Below are 16,198 nucleotides of genomic sequence, written 5' to 3'. Positions count from 1 at the left end.
GGCCGTTCTCGTGGCAACGCATGCGCGTTCCATATGTAAACAGACCCTAGTGTTGTCGGCACCGCCGCCCCGGTCAAATCCACAAAAAAAGGGGAGTGTCATCACTCCCGCTGATGATGGTCGCGCCGCGCGCGGCCGTGCCCGCGCGCACCGTCGCCCGTTACCGCTCGATCTGCCGGTTCCAGCGCGTGTCCCACTGCGCGCGGCGCGCGTTGATCGCCGCCCAGTCGACCACCGTCACCTTGCGCACGAGATCGTCGACGTTGCCGAGGCTTTGCTGCATCGCGGCCGGCATCTTCGCGAGGCGGTTGGTCGGGATCTGCTTGCCGGCTTCGGCGGCCTTCGTCTGCGCGGGCGCGGACAGCAGGAACTGCGCGAGCTTCTGCGCCAGCTGCGGATCCGGATTGTTCGCGACGACGCACAGATCGACGAGCAGCAGCACCGGGCCTTCCTTCGGGTTCGCATACGCGACCGGAATGCCCTTGTCCTGCAGGTCGCCGACGCCGGTCGGCGTCAGCGGGAACAGGCCGGCCTCGCCGGTCTGCACCATCTCGGAGATCTTCGCCGAGTTCGGGATGTACTCGACGACGTTCGGCCCGACCGTGCTCGCCCACTTGCTGAAGCCGGGCTCGACGTTCTGTTCGCTGCCGCCGAGCAACCGGTTGATCGCGAGGAAGCCGTGCAGCCCGAACGTGCTGCTCGACGCGGACTGGAACACGACCTTGCCCTTGTATTTCGGATCGGCGAAATCCATCCACGATGTCGGCGGCGCCCAGCCTTTCTCCGTGAACAGTTTCTTGTTGTACGCGATGCCGGTCATGCCGAGCTGCACCCCCGCGCCGACGTCGTCCTTCATTCGCGCGAACGGATACAGCTCCTTGAGCACCGGCGAATCGTCGAGCTTCTGGCACACGCCGAGGCTGACTGCGCGCGCCATCACGCCGTCGTCGAGGAACGCGACGTGGATCTGCGGCTTGTTGCGGTTCGCGAGCAGCTTCGCGAGCACGTCCGACGACGTGCCGGGCACGACGACGACCTTCACGTTGTTCGCCTTCTCGAACTCGGGCAGCACCTGGCTCGTATAGGCCTTTTCCATCGGCCCGCCGTTCATGCCGACGTAGATCGTCTTCGTTTGCGCGAATGCGGGCGCGGCGGCGCCGGCGATGCAGAGGGCGGCGGCGGCCGCGATCGTTCCGAACAGTTTCACTTGTGGGTCTCCTCTTGACGGAAAGGGGCGATCGGCGCGTGCGGCGCGAAGCGGCCGATCGAGAATGCTTCGAGTGGCGTGGCGGTTTCGCCGGTCGTGACGAGCTCGGCGAGTACTTCGCCGACGCCCGGCGCGAGCAGGAAGCCGCCGCCGGAAAAGCCGAACGCATGCAACAGGTTCGGCGTCGTGCGGCTCGCGCCGATGATCGGGTTGTGGTCGGGCGTGCAGCCTTCGACGCCGCTCCACGTGCGGATCAGCAGCGCATCGCGCAGCGCGGGCAACAGCGCGCACGCGTCGCGCATCACCGCGCGCGTCGTGTCGACCGAAGGCTGGCCGAATTCGCCGTCGCCGCGGCCGCGTCCGCCGCCGATCACGCAGTTGCCGCGCGCGACCTGCCGCGCGTACACGCCGCCGCCGTACACGCCGAGGTTGTGCGTGATGAACGGCGGCAGCGGCTCGGTCACCCACATGTTCGGATAGATCGGCTCCATCGGCACGGCTTCGCCGAAGCGTGCGGCGATGGTGTTCGCCCATGCGCCGGCCGAATTGATCAGCCACGTCGCCGTGTACGCGCGGCCGGTCGCCTGAACGTGAAAGCGCATGCCGTCGTGCCGGGCGTCGTCGACGGCTGCGTGCTCGAACACGTCGGCGCCCGCCGCGCGGGCCGCACGCGCGAAGGCGGGCGACACGACACGCGGGTTCGCGTGGCCATCGGTTGCGCACAGCGAGCCGCCGAGCGCCGCGCGGCCGAGCCACGGGTAGCGGCGGCGGAACGTGTCGCCGCGCATTACCTGCAGCGGCAGGCCGTGCTCGCCGGCGACCGTTGCATACGCATCGAGCGCATCGAGGTCGGCGTCGCTGCGCGCGAGCCGCAAGTGGCCCGACACGACGAATTCGCCGTCGATGCCGATCAGCTCGGGCAGGCGGTCCCAGATGCGCCGTGCGCGCAGCGCGAGCGGCAGCTGCTCGGCCGGGCGGCCCTGGCAGCGCACGCCGCCGTAGTTCACGCCGCTCGCCTGCGCGCCGCAGTCGCGGCGCTCGAACAGCGCGACGCGCAGCCCGCGCCGCGCGAGCGCCAGCGCGGCCGACGCGCCGACGAGGCCGCCGCCGACGATCGCGACGTCGTAGTGACGGCGTTCACTCATCGCGCGCCTCGTCGGGAATCGCCGCAACATCGTCGCCCGCGAGCGCGGCCGAGATCGGGAACGGCTTCACCGGTGGTTGCGCGCGCAACCGGCCGACGTCAGCGAGCGGGCGCCCGGTTTCGGCGGCCAGCACGAGGGCGGTCGCGTCGCCGCACATGCGGCCCTGGCAGCGGCCCATCCCGGCGCGCGTCAGCGCCTTCAGCCGGTTCATCTCGGTGGCCGCGCCGTCGCGGATGCAGCGCCGCAGCGTGCCCGCGTCGATCTCCTCGCAGCGGCATACGATCGTGTCGTCCGGGCAGCGTGCGGCAAGCTCGGGCGGCGGCGCGAACGCCGCCTCGAGTCCCGCGCGGAATGCGCCGAGCCGGGAGAGCGTGCGGTCCAGCGCGGCCGCATCGGGCTTGCCGGCCGGCGACGATGATGACAATGACGTCACGATGCCCGCGTCATCGAGCAGCGCGAGCGCCGCGCGTCGCCCGGATGCTTCGGCCGCGTCGGCCCCCGCGATGCCGGCGCCGTCGCCCGCGACGTAGAGGCCGCGCACCGACGTGCGGCCGGCTGCGTCGCGTTCCGGCAGCCATGCGTGGTTCAGCGGATCGAAACGGAACCGGCAGCCGGCGAGATCGGCAAGCTGCGTTTCCGAACGCAACCCGAAGCCGAGGCCGAGCGCATCGCAGACGAGCCGGCGCGGCGGTGCATCGTTACCGGCCGCGCGCCACGCGAGCCCGGTGACGTGCCGCTCGCCGAGCACGCGTTCGAGCGTGACGCCCGTTTCGATCGCGACGCCGTGCGCGCGCAGCCAGCCGATGTAATAGAGCCCCTTCGCGAAGGTCGCCGGCATGCGCAGCAGCGCCGGTGTCGCGGCCGCCTGCCGGCGCAGCGGGCTCGTGTCGAGCACCGCCGCGACCTGCGCGCCGGCCTTCGCGTACTGGTAGGCGACGAGATAGAGCAGCGGCCCCGTGCCCGCGAACACGATGCGGCTGCCGATCGCGCAGCCTTGCGACTTGAGTGCGACCTGCGCGCCGCCGAGCGTATAGACGCCGGCAAGCGTCCAGCCCGGCACCGGCAGCATGCGATCGGTCGCGCCGCTCGCGATGATCAGGTGCGAGAACGGCACGGTCGTTTCACGGCCGTCCTGCAGCGTGTCGACGCGGCCCGCGCCGCACGCCCACGCGAGCGTGTTCGGCCGGTAGTCGACCCGCGGCAGCAGCGCGGCCATCGTCCGATGCACGGCGTCCGCCTTCGCGGCGTCGAAGCCGTACAGCGCGCGCTTGCCGCGGGCGAACGCGCCGTCGACTGGCGGCTGCCGATAGATCTGCCCGCCCCAGCGCGCGTTCTCGTCGATTACGACGGGGCGCAGCCCCGCGTCGACCAGCGCCTCGGCCGCGCGCACCCCGGCCGGCCCCGCGCCGACGATCACCGGTCGCAGTGCGTCGCTCACGATGCGTCTCCAGCGATGGCGGGTTGCACTCCGGTGACGATCCGCATGCCTTCTGCGATCGGCGTCGAGCATGCGCGCACGCGTGCGCCGGCCTCGGTTCGCACCCAGCAGTCCTGGCACGCGCCGATCAGGCAGAAGCCCGCGCGCGGCATGCCGCTGAATTCGCTCACGCGCACGCGGCGCTGCGCGACGAGGATCGCGGTGAGCACGGTGTCGCCGGCAAGCGCATGCGCGGGGCGACCGTCGAGCGTGAACGCGACGGCGGCGCGCTCGCGTTCGGCGACGCGCACGAATTGCGGGCCGTCGTCGGCGATGTCGGTTGAACGGGAAACGGAAGTCATCGTCAGTGTTGGCCGATCAGGATGCGGTTCAGGCCGTACACGCGATCGAGCAGCAGCATCGCGCCGGCGGTGATGAGGATGACGAGCGTCGATACCGACGCCATCATCGGATCGATCGATTCGGTCGCGTACATGTACATGCGCACCGGCAGCGTGACCGTCTGCGGCGACGTGACGAAGATCGACATCGTCAGCTCGTCGAAGCTGTTGATGAACGCGAGCAGCCAGCCGCCGGTGATGCCGGGCACGATCATCGGCAGCGTGATGCGGCGGAACGTCGTCCACGGATCGGCGCCGAGCGAGCACGCGGCCTGCTCGATGCTGCGGTCGAGGCCCGCGACGGACGCGAGCACGAGCCGCATCACGAACGGCGTGATGACGATCATGTGCGCGAGCACCAGCCACGCGAACGACCCGGTCGCGCCGATCAGCGCGAAGAAGCGCAGCAGCGCGATGCCGAGCACGAGGCCGGGAATCACGAGCGGCGACAGCAGCAGCCCGTTCAGGAACGCGCGGCCCGGAAACGTCGCGCGGCCGATCGCGAGCCCGGCGGGCAATGCGATCGCGAGCGACAGCGTCGCCGACGCGAACGCGAGCTTCACGCTGTTGGCGAACGCTGTGACGAAGTCGGGATAGTCGAGGATCGCGCGGAACCAGCGCAGCGACAGCCCGTGCGTCGGCAGCGTCAGCGTTTCGTCGGGCGTGAACGCGACGAGCACGACGATCGCGAGCGGCGCGAGCACGAACAGGATCACGAGCGTATGGAACGCCAGGGCGAAGGGGCCGTTCTTGCTCATCGGGAAGCGCCTCCGAGGCTGCGCGCGTAGCGGCGTTCGAGCACGCGGTAGTAGGTGAGCATCACGACGAGGTTCGCGATCAGCAGCAGCACCGCGATCGTCGCGCCGAGCGGCCAGTTCAGCGAGCCGAGGAATTCGTCGTAGACGGCGGTCGCCGCGACCTTCAGGCGGCGCCCCCCGAGCAGGCCCGGAATCGCGAAGGCGCTCGCCGACAGCCCGAACACCATCAGGCTGCCCGACAGCACGCCCGGCATCAGCTGCGGCACCACGATGCGGCGCAGCGTCGTGAACGGCGAGGCGCCGAGCGACAGCGCCGCGTGTTCGGTCTGCGGATCGAGCCGCTGCAGCGCGGTCCACACGGGAATCACCATGAACGGCAGCATCACGTGAACGAGCGCGATCACGATCGCGAACGTCGTGTATTCGAGCTTGTACGGCCCGAGGCCCGCGAGGCCGAGCGCCTGGTTCACGAGCCCGCTCGTGTTCAGCAGCATGCTCCAGCCGAACGCGCGCACGACGACCGACACGAGCAGCGGCGCGAGGATCACGAGCAGGAACAGCGAGCGCCACGGGTCGCGCATTTTCGACAGCACGTACGCTTCCGGCGTGCCGATCGCGACGCAGATCGCGGTGGTCAGCGCGGCGATGCCGAAGGTGCGCGCGAAGATCGTGTGGAAGTACGACGAGCCGAGCACCTCCGCGTAGTGGCCGAACTGGAACGCGGCGATCGGGCCGGTGGCCGGGTCGAAGCGGTAGAACGTGAGCGCGAAGGTCATCGCGAGCGGCACGAGCACGAGCGCGGCGAACAGCGCGAACGCGGGCGCGCACATCAGCCACAGCGGCGCATGGGCGCGCCACGTGGCGCGCGGCGTCACCGCATCGCCCGGGGCGGTAGGCGGTGCGAGGCCGGCCGTCGCGCCGTCGGCGGGTAGCGGGCGGGTAGGCTGTCCCATTCAGGCCTCCCGGCGCATCACGCGCACCGCGTCGCTATGCCAGTCGACGCCCACCGGCGCGCCTTCCGCGAGCGGCTCCGCGCCTTCGTTCTGGCAGCACACGAGCACTTCGCCGAGCGCGCTGTCGACGCGGTACAGCCACTGGCTGCCGAGGAAGAAGCGGCTCGTGACGGTCGCGGCGAAGCGGCCTGCGCCGGGCGCGCACAGTCGCAGCTTTTCCGGGCGGATGCAGACCGACACGGCGTCGCCGACACGGATGTCGCGCTCGCGCGCCGGCAGGTGCGCGGTGCGGCCCGTTTCGGCGAGATCGTGGCCGAGGTCGATGCGGATCGCGTCGCCGTCGTGCGCGACGATCGTGCCGGGCAGCAGGTTCGCCTTGCCGATGAACTGCGACACGAAATGGTTCTCGGGACGTTCGTACGCGCGGTACGGCGTGTCCGTCTGCGTGATGCGGCCGGCTTCCATCACGACCACGCGATCGCTGATCGACAGCGCTTCCGACTGATCGTGCGTGACCATGATCGTCGTCGTGCCGATCTTGCGCTGGATAGCGCGCAGTTCGAATTGCATGTCCTCGCGCAGCTTCGCGTCGAGATTCGACATCGGCTCGTCGAGCAACAGCACAGGCGGTTCGATCACGATCGCGCGCGCGATCGCGACGCGCTGCCGCTGGCCGCCCGACAGTTCGCGCGGGAAGCGATGCGCGAGCGCATCGAGTCGCACGAGCGCGAGCGCCGCGCGGATGCGCTCGGCGCGCTCCGCCTTGTCGACACCGCGCATGTCGAGGCCGAAGCCGACGTTCTCGGCGACGCTCATGTGCGGAAACAGCGCATAGCTCTGGAACACGATGCCGAGCCCGCGGCGGTTCGGCTTCATGTGCGTGATGTCCTGTCCGTCGAGCGCGATGCGACCGCGCGTGACGTCGACGAAGCCGGCGATCATCTGCAGCGTCGTGGTCTTGCCGCAGCCCGACGGCCCGAGCAACGACACGAATTCGCCTTGTTCGACCGACAGGTTGACGTCGGCGACGGCGGTCAGCTCGCCGAACGATTTCGTCAGATCCGTAAGCGTGAGAAACGACATGGGGAGCTCCGGGTTCGCACACCGTGGCCGGTGCGCCGATGACGCGGACTCTAGCCAGCCATATTTCGGAGCGTCAATTTGGAATTCTGCTCAACGGGAGGAATTTCGAAAAAATTCCGATGAGCGGAATGGAATGTCGAATCACGTCGGAATCGTTCCGATGAATGAAGGGCGGCCGGCCCGCGAAATGCACACGTCAATCCCGTGCACACCCGGATGCCCGCGCAATTTCGGCCGGACGACAATGGCGGCTACCGTATTCCGTTCAATGAAATCATCGAGGAGAGCCCGGCATGCCAGAACCGCAATCGCCCGGAACGTCGCCGGCCGCACGCGCGCCGCGCCCGGACGAGGACGCCGCCGATCCGGCCGGCGCGCCGGGCACCGGCATGCTGCAGCGCGCGTTCGCGATCCTGCGCGCCCTGGCCGGCATGCAGCAGGACGGCGTGCGCGTCACGCACCTCGCGAAGGCCGTCGGTCTCACGCAAGGCACCGCGCACCGGATCCTGCAATCGCTGATCGCCGAAGGGATGGTCGAGCAGGACGAACAGTCGAAGCTGTACCGGCTGAGCGTCGACTTCTTCGCGCTCGCCGCGCTGGCCGGCAATCCGAGCAGCATGCGCACGCTGTGCCGGCCCGTGCTGCTGCGGCTGTGCGCGAGTCTCGGCGAGACGATCTTCCTGCTCGTGAAGAGCGGCTTCGACGCGGTGTGTCTCGACCTGTGCGAAGGGCCGTTTCCGATCCGCTCGTTTACCGGCGACATCGGCGGGCGCATCGCGCTCGGCGTCGGACAGGGCAGCCTCGCTATTCTCGCGTTCCTGCCGGAGGCCGAGCGCGAGGAAGTGATCCGCTTCAACGTGCCGCGCATCCGCGGCTACGGCGTGCTCGACGAGGTGTACCTGCGCACCGAAATCGAACGCGTGCGGCAACTCGGCTACGCGGGCCGCAACAGCGGCGTGCTCGACGGGATGGCCGGCGTCGCGGTGCCGATCCTCGACCGCACCGGGTATCCGGTCGGCGCGCTGAGCGTCGGCACGCTGGCGTCGCGCCTCGGCGACGACCGGATGCCGATGGTCGTCGAACTGCTCAGGCGCCAGGCCGACGCGATCGGCCCACGCACGAATCCATTCGACGCCGCGTTGCGGCGGCCGATGCACGGGCTGGCCGGGAAAACCGGATAGACGCGTCGCGCGGCGCGGGTTCATCGGCTCGCTGACGCGGGCTCTTCACGTCTGACGAAAGCGCGCATTGCCGGGCGGACCTGCGCGCTTTCGTTTTACCGCCGAACGGCAGCGACACGCGCGACATCGATTTCGACATGCTGTACGACGGATGCGCTGAAATCATCGAAGCGTGCGCTGGCGATGCCGACGGCCAATCACGCCAGCGCCGCTTCACCAATACGAAACTGCGCGACGGCATCGCTGAGCCGCGTGCTCTGATCCTCGAGCGACAGCGCTGCGGCGGCGGCTTCCTCGACCAGCGCGGCGTTGCGCTGCATCGTCTGCTCCATCTGGATGACGGCGGCATTCACCTGCTCGATGCCGGACGTCTGCTCGTCGAATGCGATGCTGGTCTCGCCCATGATCGCGTTGACGCGCTCGACCGCGGTGACGAGTTCGGACATCGCCGAACCGGCAAGCGCGACGAGGCCGCTGCCGTCCTCCACGCGCTGCGTCGAGTTGCCGATGAGCTCGCGGATTTCCTTCGCCGCCGATGCGCAGCGCTGCGCGAGCCCGCGCACCTCGGTCGCGACGACCGCGAAGCCGCGCCCCTGCTCGCCCGCGCGCGCCGCTTCGACCGCGGCGTTCAGCGCGAGGATGTTGGTCTGGAACGCGATGCTCTCGATCACGCCGACGATGCCGGAGATCCGAGCGGAGCTGTGCGAAATCGCGGACATCGTTTCGACGACGCGCTGCATCGCGTCGCCGCCTCGCGCGGCGATGCCGGCCGCGCCTTGCGCGTAGGTGCGTGCATCGCGCGCGTTGTCCGCGTTCTGCCGCACGGTCGCGGTCAGCTGCTCGACGCTCGCCGCCGCCTGTTGCAGCGACACGGCCTGCTGCTCCGTGCGCGCGGACAGGTCGACGTTGCCGCTCGCGATCGTGCGGACGTCGCCGACGATCGTCTCCGTGCTCGTGCGGACCTGCGTCACGGTTTCGACGAGGCCGTCCTGCATCCGCTTCAACGCGTTCAGCAGATACGCCATTTCGTTTTTGCCGGGAATGACGACCGTGCCGGTCAGGTCACCTTTCGAGATCCTGTCGAAGTGGTCGACGGCGAGATGGATCGGCTCGATGATCGCCTTCGCGAGCACGCGCTGCGCGAGGAAGCCGACGATCAGCGCGAACAGCGCGACCGCCGCCATCGCCCACACGATGCGATGGAAGCGCGCGCCGGCCGCGTCGTAGCGTGCCTTCTGGCGCGCGACCTGGAACGATTCGAGCGCGTCGATCGCATCCTGGTACGCGGTGAACAGCGCCGGTTGCGCGGTGCGGTGCGTGTCGAGGAAGTCGAATGCGTTGTCTTGGTCGAGTTGCGACATCGCCTTCAGGAACACCTGATCGAGCAGCGTGCGACGACGCGTTTGCAGCGTGTCGAACAGGGTTTGCTCGTCGGCGTCGCGTGTATGCAGGCGCGTGTAGGCGTCGAGTTCGTCGTTGCTCTGCTTGAGCAGCGTGTGGAGTTGCGCGATTTCCGCCTTCGCGGGCTGGCCGGCGCTGATGATCTGCGCGACGTCGCTCACGCGTTCGCGCAGCACGAGCATGCGTTCCGAGCTGGTTTTCAGGTGCAGCAGCGACGCGGTGTCGTCGCGGTACATCGCTTCGAGCGAGCCGTTGCCGGCATAGAGCGCGGCGATGCACGCGCCGACGACCAGGACGAGCAGCGCCGTATAGCCGGCGATGGTCGCGACGAGTCCGCCGCGGATGGTGAGTTTTCGCATGACGTTCCCTTGCCGGCGGCACGATGGGCGGCCGACGGCGGATGTGGATTCCGGAGCACGAACGACGACGGGCGCCGCGTCGCGATGCGGGGCGCCGGGATTGCGAACGAGTTAACGGCGGCGATCAACGGAAGTTTTTATCCGAACGCGACGCGAACCAGACGGAATGCGACAGAAGGGGGAGCCGGCATGCGTTGGCGCGGCGGGGCAGTGTACTGAATGTCGAGGCGGCAGGGCACGGGTGGGCAGCCGCGTCGGTGGCGATCGCGGCCGCCGCACCCGCGTTGCCGTCAGCCGCCGGTCTGGAATCCCAACGCCGCGGCCTTCGCGCGCAGGTCCGCGAACCGGTCGGCGGCGGGGTTGGCCGCCAGTTGCGACGGATCGATGCCCGACACCGAGCTGGACGGCGATGGCGCGGTGGCTCCCGGACACGTTCCGCCGAACGGCCCTTGCGCGACCGTGAACGCCGGCGCATCCGTACGCGCCGCGCCGTTGAGATCGAGCGCGTACGCGAGATTGAAGGTCGCCGGATCGCTGCCGCGCACGCCGAGCGGCTTCAGGCCGAAGCGCCATTGCAGCAGCGCGTGAATCGAGCTCGGGTCGAACGGGTAGCGCGTGACCGTGCCGGCACGCACGCGCGGGCCGAGCAGCGCAAGCGGCACGCGAAAGCCGAGCTTGCCGTCGTTGCCGACTGCGTGCTCGTTGTTGCTGATCGGCCGGATCGGCGGCACCACGTGCTCGAGAAAGCCGCCCCATTCGTCGTAGACGATGATCGTCAGCGTGCGGCTCCACGTCGGGCTCGTGCGCAGCGCGTCATACACCTGGTTCAGAAATGCCTGCCCGTTGCGGATGTCCGCGTGCGGGTGGTCGTCGGCGGACGTACCGGCCTGCTCGCCCGAGAAAACAGGTTCGACCATGCAGAACGGCGGCAGCGTGCCCGCTGCGGCATTCGACAGAAACTCCGAGAACGGACGCGAGATGCCGAGATAGCGCGTGCCGTAAAGCGCGGTGAACGGCACGTCGTGGTAGTAGTAGTTGCAACCGACGTTGGCGTCGCTCAGGTTGTCCCAGATCGTGCGCAGCGACGAGTTGTCGACACTGTCGGTGAGGCGGTCGGTGGCACCGCTATGCAGATAGAGGCGATTCGGGATCGTGTCGGTCAGCACGCCCGTGAAGTAGAAGTCGCCGATGGTGTAATTGCTCGCCACCGCGTTGAAGAACGGCAGATCTGCCGCCGTGTAGAAGCCGATCGGCAGCAGGTCGCCCTGCGTCTGGCTCGTGCCTGGGGTAAGGAGAAAACCGTTCATCGCCCCCGAGGCCAGCTGCACGCGTCCGCCCTCGTAGCCGTGGTTCGGGTCGTGGTACGCGCACGCCTGATAGCCGTATGCGGGATCGGCCGACAGTGAAAACGGTGCGTGGGTTGCGCCGAACGCGTCCTTGTATTGGCGGTTCGCGGGCATGCCCTCGGCGCCGGGCACCCAGCCCAGGAAGTGATCGAACGAGCGATTTTCCATCGTGATCAGCACGATGTGATCGATGCCCGAACTCGCCGGGTCGGGCAATTTCGGCCGCGGCAGGCTGTAGCGATCGCCGGCATTCGGCGAAGGCGTGTCGCCGATCGACGGCGCGGGCGCGTTGCCGTCCGGTGAATTGATGTCTCCATCTCCGCCGCCTCCGCATCCCGGCAATGCGACACTGCCGGCCACCGCTGCGACACCGGCCAGAAAACGGCGGCGGTTGTAGCGGCGATATGCATTCGACTCGTCCATGACAACGTCTCCTTCGTTATTGGATGCGGCGCTGGCCAGCCGATCACGCATCGCCGCCGCGAAGCGACGCGCACTCGCCGTGCGGAAAATTGCGAGCGGGCGGAAGGCGCAACCTTCGTGCCTGCGGGCGCGCGTTCGATGCTGGCCGCCGCCGATGCTGTTGCGCGTTCGACGGTCGCGCGGCCCGCGGGCTGGCCCGCTTGCATGTGCGTGTCGCTACTGCGTGTTCGGCGCAGTGCACCATTCGTCGTTTCGTGCGCAACGAGGTCTAGTCGGACGATTGAACGGGGCGCCAATGCACAGGTCGTTGGTCAAAATGAATCGACGATTGATGCATTGCGAGAAGCCGCGCCGTCAGCTTCGTGGCGCTATGTCGTGTGCGAACCCGCAGTTGACAGTCGCTGCCGGATTGCGGAGAGTTTCGACATCGTTGCGCGGGCGCAAGCATGGCGTCTGGTTTCGTGCGTATGCAACGAGCAAGACGATGGCGCGCACGCAACTGCCGCGCCGGGCCGAAATCGCTGCACTGTCGATGCCGATGGTTGATGGTCGGCGGACATGCTAGGATTTCCGACAAACAACTTCGGAGACTGCCATGCCGTTCATCTGCGAGAACGTTGAATGCCGTGCCGTGCTGGCTCGAGGGCAAGTCAGGTCACGTGAGGAGGACGCGGGCTGGTGCTTCTACTGCCCGGACTGCAAGGCCAGGAACGAGTTGAAGAATGTTGGCGCGGCCGACGGCCCGGTCGAGCTGGTTCAGCCGGAGCGGTCCGGTCTTCCGCACAAGGTCGTCGCGACGGCCCGGCCACTGGAAGACGGCAGGTACGCGGCGCAGTTGCGCGTTCAGCGCGCGCTCGCGGTGAAAGGAACCTACGCGGCCGAAGAGCAGTGGGAGGAACTTGGCGTCTTCCCCGACCCGCAAGAGGCCGTCGCGCATGCGAGGTCCTTCGCAACGGGTCTACTGGAACCCACAACGTAATCATCGATACCGTCAGTTGTGCTGCGGCTAGCGCCACCGCACTCGCTCGGTAATGGATATGTGTCCTCGGAGCGCCGCCCTGTCGTGCGGCTCTGAGCATCTTTACGGTTGCCTGAAACGAAGAAGGGGCGTCGTGCACGCGAGCACGACGCCCCTTTGCATTTCCCGCTCGCATCGGTCAATGATGGATATCGAACGAAGTCGGCGAGTCAGCGCGCGGCGCCTGTGATGCGCGCCATGCTGCGCCGGTAGCCGGCCGGCGAGAACGTGGCGTTCAACGCGGCCGTCGACGCGATCACGCCGATGTGCAGCCACCATGCGATCGCGAAGCCGCCGCCCGCGTCGCGCAGCCAGCCGATCAACCACGGGCTCGCGGCGACGATCAGGAAGCCAACGCCTTGCACGAACGCGGCGAGCGCGCCCGCGAGCCGCGCGTCGGGCAGATGGTCGAGCGTGACGATCAGGCTCATCGAGAAGAAGCCGCCGAGCCCGAGGCCGACGCTCGTGACCCACAGCCACGGCGCGAACGCGGGCATCGTCGCGAAGCCGACGAAGCCGGCCGTCTGCAACGCGAGCGTGAGCCACAGCACGGCGCGGCGATCGTGCGAACGTTTCGCGAGCAGCGGCATCGCGAGCGCGCCGATTGCCTGGAACAGCGCCATCCACGCGAGCAGGTTGCCGCTCGCCTGCGGGCTCGTGCCGACGCTGCGATAGAACGCGGGCAACCACGCGACGAGGCTCGCATAGCCGCTGTTGCTGAGGCCGAAGAACAACGCGAGCTGCCACGCACGCGGAATGCGTGCGAACGCGGTGACGGGCACCGATGCCGTCGTGGCGTGCACCGCGTCGCGCGGCGCCTTCGCGCGCCACAGCGCGAGCGTGACGAGCGCGGGTACGGCCCACACGGCGAGCGACAGATGCCAGCCGCCATGCGCGGCGAGCCATGGGCTCGCGATCGCGCCGAACGCACCGCCGCCGACCAGCGCGGCCGAATAGAGGCCCATCGCGAGCGGCAGCCGGCCGACGAACCAGCGCTTGGCGAGGCCGGGTGCGAGCGACTGGATCACCGCGACGCCCGCGCCCGCGACGATCGCGGTGACGACCAGCCCGGTGCTGCCGCCGGTCCACAGGCGCGCGGTGCAACCCGCGGCGATCAGCGCCAGCGCGACGTTCAGCGCGCGCTGCTCGCCGACGCGCCGCGCGAGCCCGACACCGACGCCGGCGACGACGCCCATCAGCACGAACGGCAGCGTGGTCAGCAGCGCGGCCGCGCGGAAGCCGAGGCCGGTGTCGGCGCGCACGAGGTCGAGCACGGGGCCGAACGCGGTCAGGAACGGACGCAGGTTGAGGCCGGCCAGCACCAGCAGTGCGAGCGCGCCATAGGATGCGGAAGCCGCGTGCGTGCGGGGAACGGCTTGCGCGGTGGCGGGGTCGGTCATCGGGATGCTCCGGAAGGGGCCGGTGGCCCTGTGATGCGATGCCGAAAGGGTAAAGGCGCGTTTGCCCCGCGGAAAATTAAATATTCGACTGGGTGTCAGTGCGGATCGTGATGGCACGGCGCGGCGTGACGGGGCCGGCTGGGCGAGGCCGGCACGGTGGCGGCCGTTGCACGGGCGGCGCGGCGGGTTCGGTGGGATGCCGGGCGCACCTTCGACGCGCTGCTACGCGGTCGGCGCGTGCGGCTCGCGGGCGTGTTCGCGGGCCTGTTCACGGGCGGCGACGAGCGTCCGGATCCGCGCGCGATCGGCCGGCGTCGCGGGCGTGAAGACCACGAGGCTCAGATCCGGGCGGCCCGTCACCGAGAACGCCGAGTATTCGAGTGCGATCCGGCCGGCCTGCGGATGACGGATTTCCTTCGTCCCTTCGTCATGCGAATGGATGTCGTGGCTGCGCCACATCGCATCGAACTCCGTGCTCGCCGCGCGCATCTCGTCGACGAATGCCTGCACGGCCTGCGTCGCGCCGCCGCGCGCGATGTCGGCGCGAAACGCGCCCACCGCGAATCGCGCGACGCGTTCCCAGTTCGGCTGCGCGTCGCGCACCGCGGCATCGATGAAGATCAGCCGCAGGATGTTGCGCGCGGGCGGCGGCAGCGTGGCGTAGTCGGTCAGCGTCGCGGCGGCCGCGTCGTTCCACGCGACGACGTCCCACGTCGCCGTGCGCACGATCGCGGGGCTGGCGTCGAGCGAATCGAGCACGTGCTGCAGGCGCGGCGTCACGTCGCGGCTCGCGTGATAGCGCACCTCGGGCGGATGACCGAGGCCGATCAGGAACAGGTGCTCGCGTTCGGCGTCGTTCAGCAGCAGCGCGCGGGCGAGCCGTTCGAGCACGTCGGCCGACGGTGCGCCGCCGCGCCCTTGTTCGAGCCACGTGTACCAGGCGGCGCTCACGTGCGCGCGCTGGGCGACTTCCTCGCGGCGCAGGCCCGGCGTGCGGCGGCGCGCGACGGGCAGCCCGAGCGCGGCCGGATCGAGTTTCTCGCGGCGGTCCCGAAGGTACGCGCCGAGCAGGTTGTCGGATGCGTCAGCCATAGCCTGTTAGTTCGTTTACCGGTAAACCGTCACGTCTTCACCGTGCGCGACGCTCGACAGATAGTAAGCCTCTCATTCATCCGGAGGTGCTGAACATGCGTGTCTTTGTTACGGGAGCGTCGGGTTTCGTCGGCTCCGCGGTCGTCGCCGAACTCGTGGCCGCCGGGCATTCCGTGCTCGGCCTCGCGCGTTCCGACGCGGCCGCTGCATCGGTCGCCGTCTTGGGCGCGGACGTGCATCGCGGGTCGCTGGAGGATATCGACAGCCTCAGGCGCGGTGCGCAGGGCGTCGATGCGGTGATCCACACGGGATTCAATCACGACTTCTCGCGCTTCGCGGAAAACTGCGAACTCGACCGCCGCGCGATCGAAACGATCGGCGCGGCGCTCGCCGGCTCGACGCGGCCGCTGATCGTCACGTCGGGCCTCGCGCTCGTCGCGCCGGGCCGCGCGGCGACCGAGGACGATGCGCACGTGCCGGTATCGGCCGGTTATCCGCGAGCGTCCGAAGCCACCGCGGCCGCGCTGGCCGCGCGCGGCGTGTGCGCGTCGGTCGTGCGCCTGCCGCCGTCCGTGCACGGCGATGGCGATCACGGCTTCGTGCCGCGCCTGATCGCGTTCGCGAGGGAGAAGGGCGCATCGGCGTATCTCGGCGACGGCGGCAACCGCTGGCCCGGCGTGCACCGGCTCGACGCGGCGCGCGTGTACCGGCTCGCGGTCGAACGCGGTGCGCCGGCCGCGCGCTATCACGCGGTCGCCGATACGGGCGTGCCGTTCCGCGAGATCGCGGAAGTGATCGGTCGCCGGCTGAACGTGCCGGTCGTGTCGAAATCGGCCGCGCAAGCCGACGAGCACTTCGGGTGGTTCGCGAGGTTCGCGGGAATGGATGCGCCCGCAACGAGTGAGCGCACGCGCGCATGGCTCGACTGGGCGCCGACGCAGGTCGGGTTGCTGGCCGACATCGACCGGCCGCGGTATTTCGAAACCTGACGCGCGCGTGCGGCGTGCCGTCGTT

General features: G+C 69.2%; 14 protein-coding genes. 3 read left to right on the top strand and 11 right to left on the bottom strand.

Translation table 11 applies throughout. From position 1 onward, the window contains the following. Positions 1-160: 160 nt before the first annotated feature. From FFI87_RS27275 to FFI87_RS27245, 7 genes are read right to left on the bottom strand one after another with little or no spacing between them, the layout of a single operon-like run. Positions 161-1,207 carry an ABC transporter substrate-binding protein gene (locus tag FFI87_RS27275; RefSeq protein ID WP_012365418.1) on the bottom strand — a complete coding sequence of 349 codons (1,047 nt, stop codon included), beginning with the start codon at positions 1,205-1,207 and terminating at the stop codon, positions 161-163. Further along, positions 1,204-2,352, bottom strand: a complete 1,149-nt coding sequence (locus tag FFI87_RS27270; RefSeq protein ID WP_138850049.1) for an NAD(P)/FAD-dependent oxidoreductase — start codon at positions 2,350-2,352, stop codon at positions 1,204-1,206. Before FFI87_RS27270 ends, FFI87_RS27275 begins: the two co-directional genes overlap by 4 nt. Next, on the bottom strand, positions 2,345-3,790 hold the full coding sequence (locus FFI87_RS27265) for an NAD(P)/FAD-dependent oxidoreductase (protein ID WP_138850050.1): 1,446 nt from the start codon (positions 3,788-3,790) through the stop codon (positions 2,345-2,347). Before FFI87_RS27265 ends, FFI87_RS27270 begins: the two co-directional genes overlap by 8 nt. Next, a complete protein-coding gene (locus tag FFI87_RS27260; RefSeq protein WP_138850051.1) occupies positions 3,787-4,131 on the bottom strand; it encodes a (2Fe-2S)-binding protein in 345 nt (114 codons plus the stop codon). Before FFI87_RS27260 ends, FFI87_RS27265 begins: the two co-directional genes overlap by 4 nt. Positions 4,132-4,133: 2 nt before the next feature. Further along, a complete protein-coding gene (locus FFI87_RS27255; RefSeq protein WP_012365422.1) occupies positions 4,134-4,928 on the bottom strand; it encodes an ABC transporter permease in 795 nt (264 codons plus the stop codon). Next, positions 4,925-5,881 (bottom strand): ABC transporter permease, encoded by a 957-nt coding sequence (locus tag FFI87_RS27250; protein ID WP_138850052.1) that lies wholly within the window; start codon positions 5,879-5,881, stop codon positions 4,925-4,927. The genes FFI87_RS27255 and FFI87_RS27250 overlap by 4 nt, the downstream gene beginning before the upstream one ends. Further along, on the bottom strand, positions 5,882-6,964 hold the full coding sequence (locus tag FFI87_RS27245; protein WP_011660294.1) for an ABC transporter ATP-binding protein: 1,083 nt from the start codon (positions 6,962-6,964) through the stop codon (positions 5,882-5,884). Between the two features lie 293 nt (positions 6,965-7,257). Between FFI87_RS27245 and FFI87_RS27235 the strand changes: the two genes are divergently transcribed. Continuing rightward, a complete protein-coding gene (locus tag FFI87_RS27235; protein WP_012365424.1) occupies positions 7,258-8,145 on the top strand; it encodes an IclR family transcriptional regulator in 888 nt (295 codons plus the stop codon). A gap of 197 nt (positions 8,146-8,342) precedes the next feature. On the opposite strand, the gene FFI87_RS27230 is transcribed toward FFI87_RS27235, so the two are convergent. Both FFI87_RS27230 and FFI87_RS27225 read right to left on the bottom strand, forming a co-directional pair. Further along, positions 8,343-9,905 carry a methyl-accepting chemotaxis protein gene (locus FFI87_RS27230; protein ID WP_138850054.1) on the bottom strand — a complete coding sequence of 521 codons (1,563 nt, stop codon included), beginning with the start codon at positions 9,903-9,905 and terminating at the stop codon, positions 8,343-8,345. Positions 9,906-10,195: 290 nt separating this feature from the next. After that, the gene (locus FFI87_RS27225) at positions 10,196-11,674 is read right to left on the bottom strand and encodes an alkaline phosphatase family protein (RefSeq protein ID WP_138850055.1); all 1,479 of its coding nucleotides are present in this window, start codon (positions 11,672-11,674) and stop codon (positions 10,196-10,198) included. Positions 11,675-12,269: 595 nt separating this feature from the next. On the opposite strand from FFI87_RS27225, the gene FFI87_RS27220 reads away from it, so the two are divergent. Further along, entirely contained in the window at positions 12,270-12,653 is a 384-nt protein-coding gene (locus FFI87_RS27220; RefSeq protein WP_105829956.1) for a hypothetical protein, read from the top strand. Positions 12,654-12,862: 209 nt separating this feature from the next. Here FFI87_RS27220 and FFI87_RS27215 read toward each other — a convergent pair whose 3' ends face one another. Both FFI87_RS27215 and FFI87_RS27210 read right to left on the bottom strand, forming a co-directional pair. Further along, the gene (locus FFI87_RS27215) at positions 12,863-14,092 is read right to left on the bottom strand and encodes a cyanate transporter (RefSeq protein WP_138850056.1); all 1,230 of its coding nucleotides are present in this window, start codon (positions 14,090-14,092) and stop codon (positions 12,863-12,865) included. Between the two features lie 222 nt (positions 14,093-14,314). Next, positions 14,315-15,184: a helix-turn-helix transcriptional regulator gene (locus tag FFI87_RS27210; protein ID WP_138850057.1), complete on the bottom strand. Its 870-nt coding sequence runs from the start codon at positions 15,182-15,184 to the stop codon at positions 14,315-14,317. A 95-nt stretch (positions 15,185-15,279) separates the two neighbouring features. Here FFI87_RS27210 and FFI87_RS27205 point away from each other — a divergent pair, with 95 nt between their 5' ends. Then, a complete protein-coding gene (locus FFI87_RS27205; RefSeq protein ID WP_138850058.1) occupies positions 15,280-16,173 on the top strand; it encodes an SDR family oxidoreductase in 894 nt (297 codons plus the stop codon). Positions 16,174-16,198: the final 25 nt, after the last annotated feature.

Source organism: Burkholderia sp. KBS0801 (genome assembly GCF_005937855.2).
GTDB classification, from domain to species: domain Bacteria; phylum Pseudomonadota; class Gammaproteobacteria; order Burkholderiales; family Burkholderiaceae; genus Burkholderia; species Burkholderia ambifaria.
This window is presented reverse-complemented; position numbering and strand designations above follow the sequence as displayed.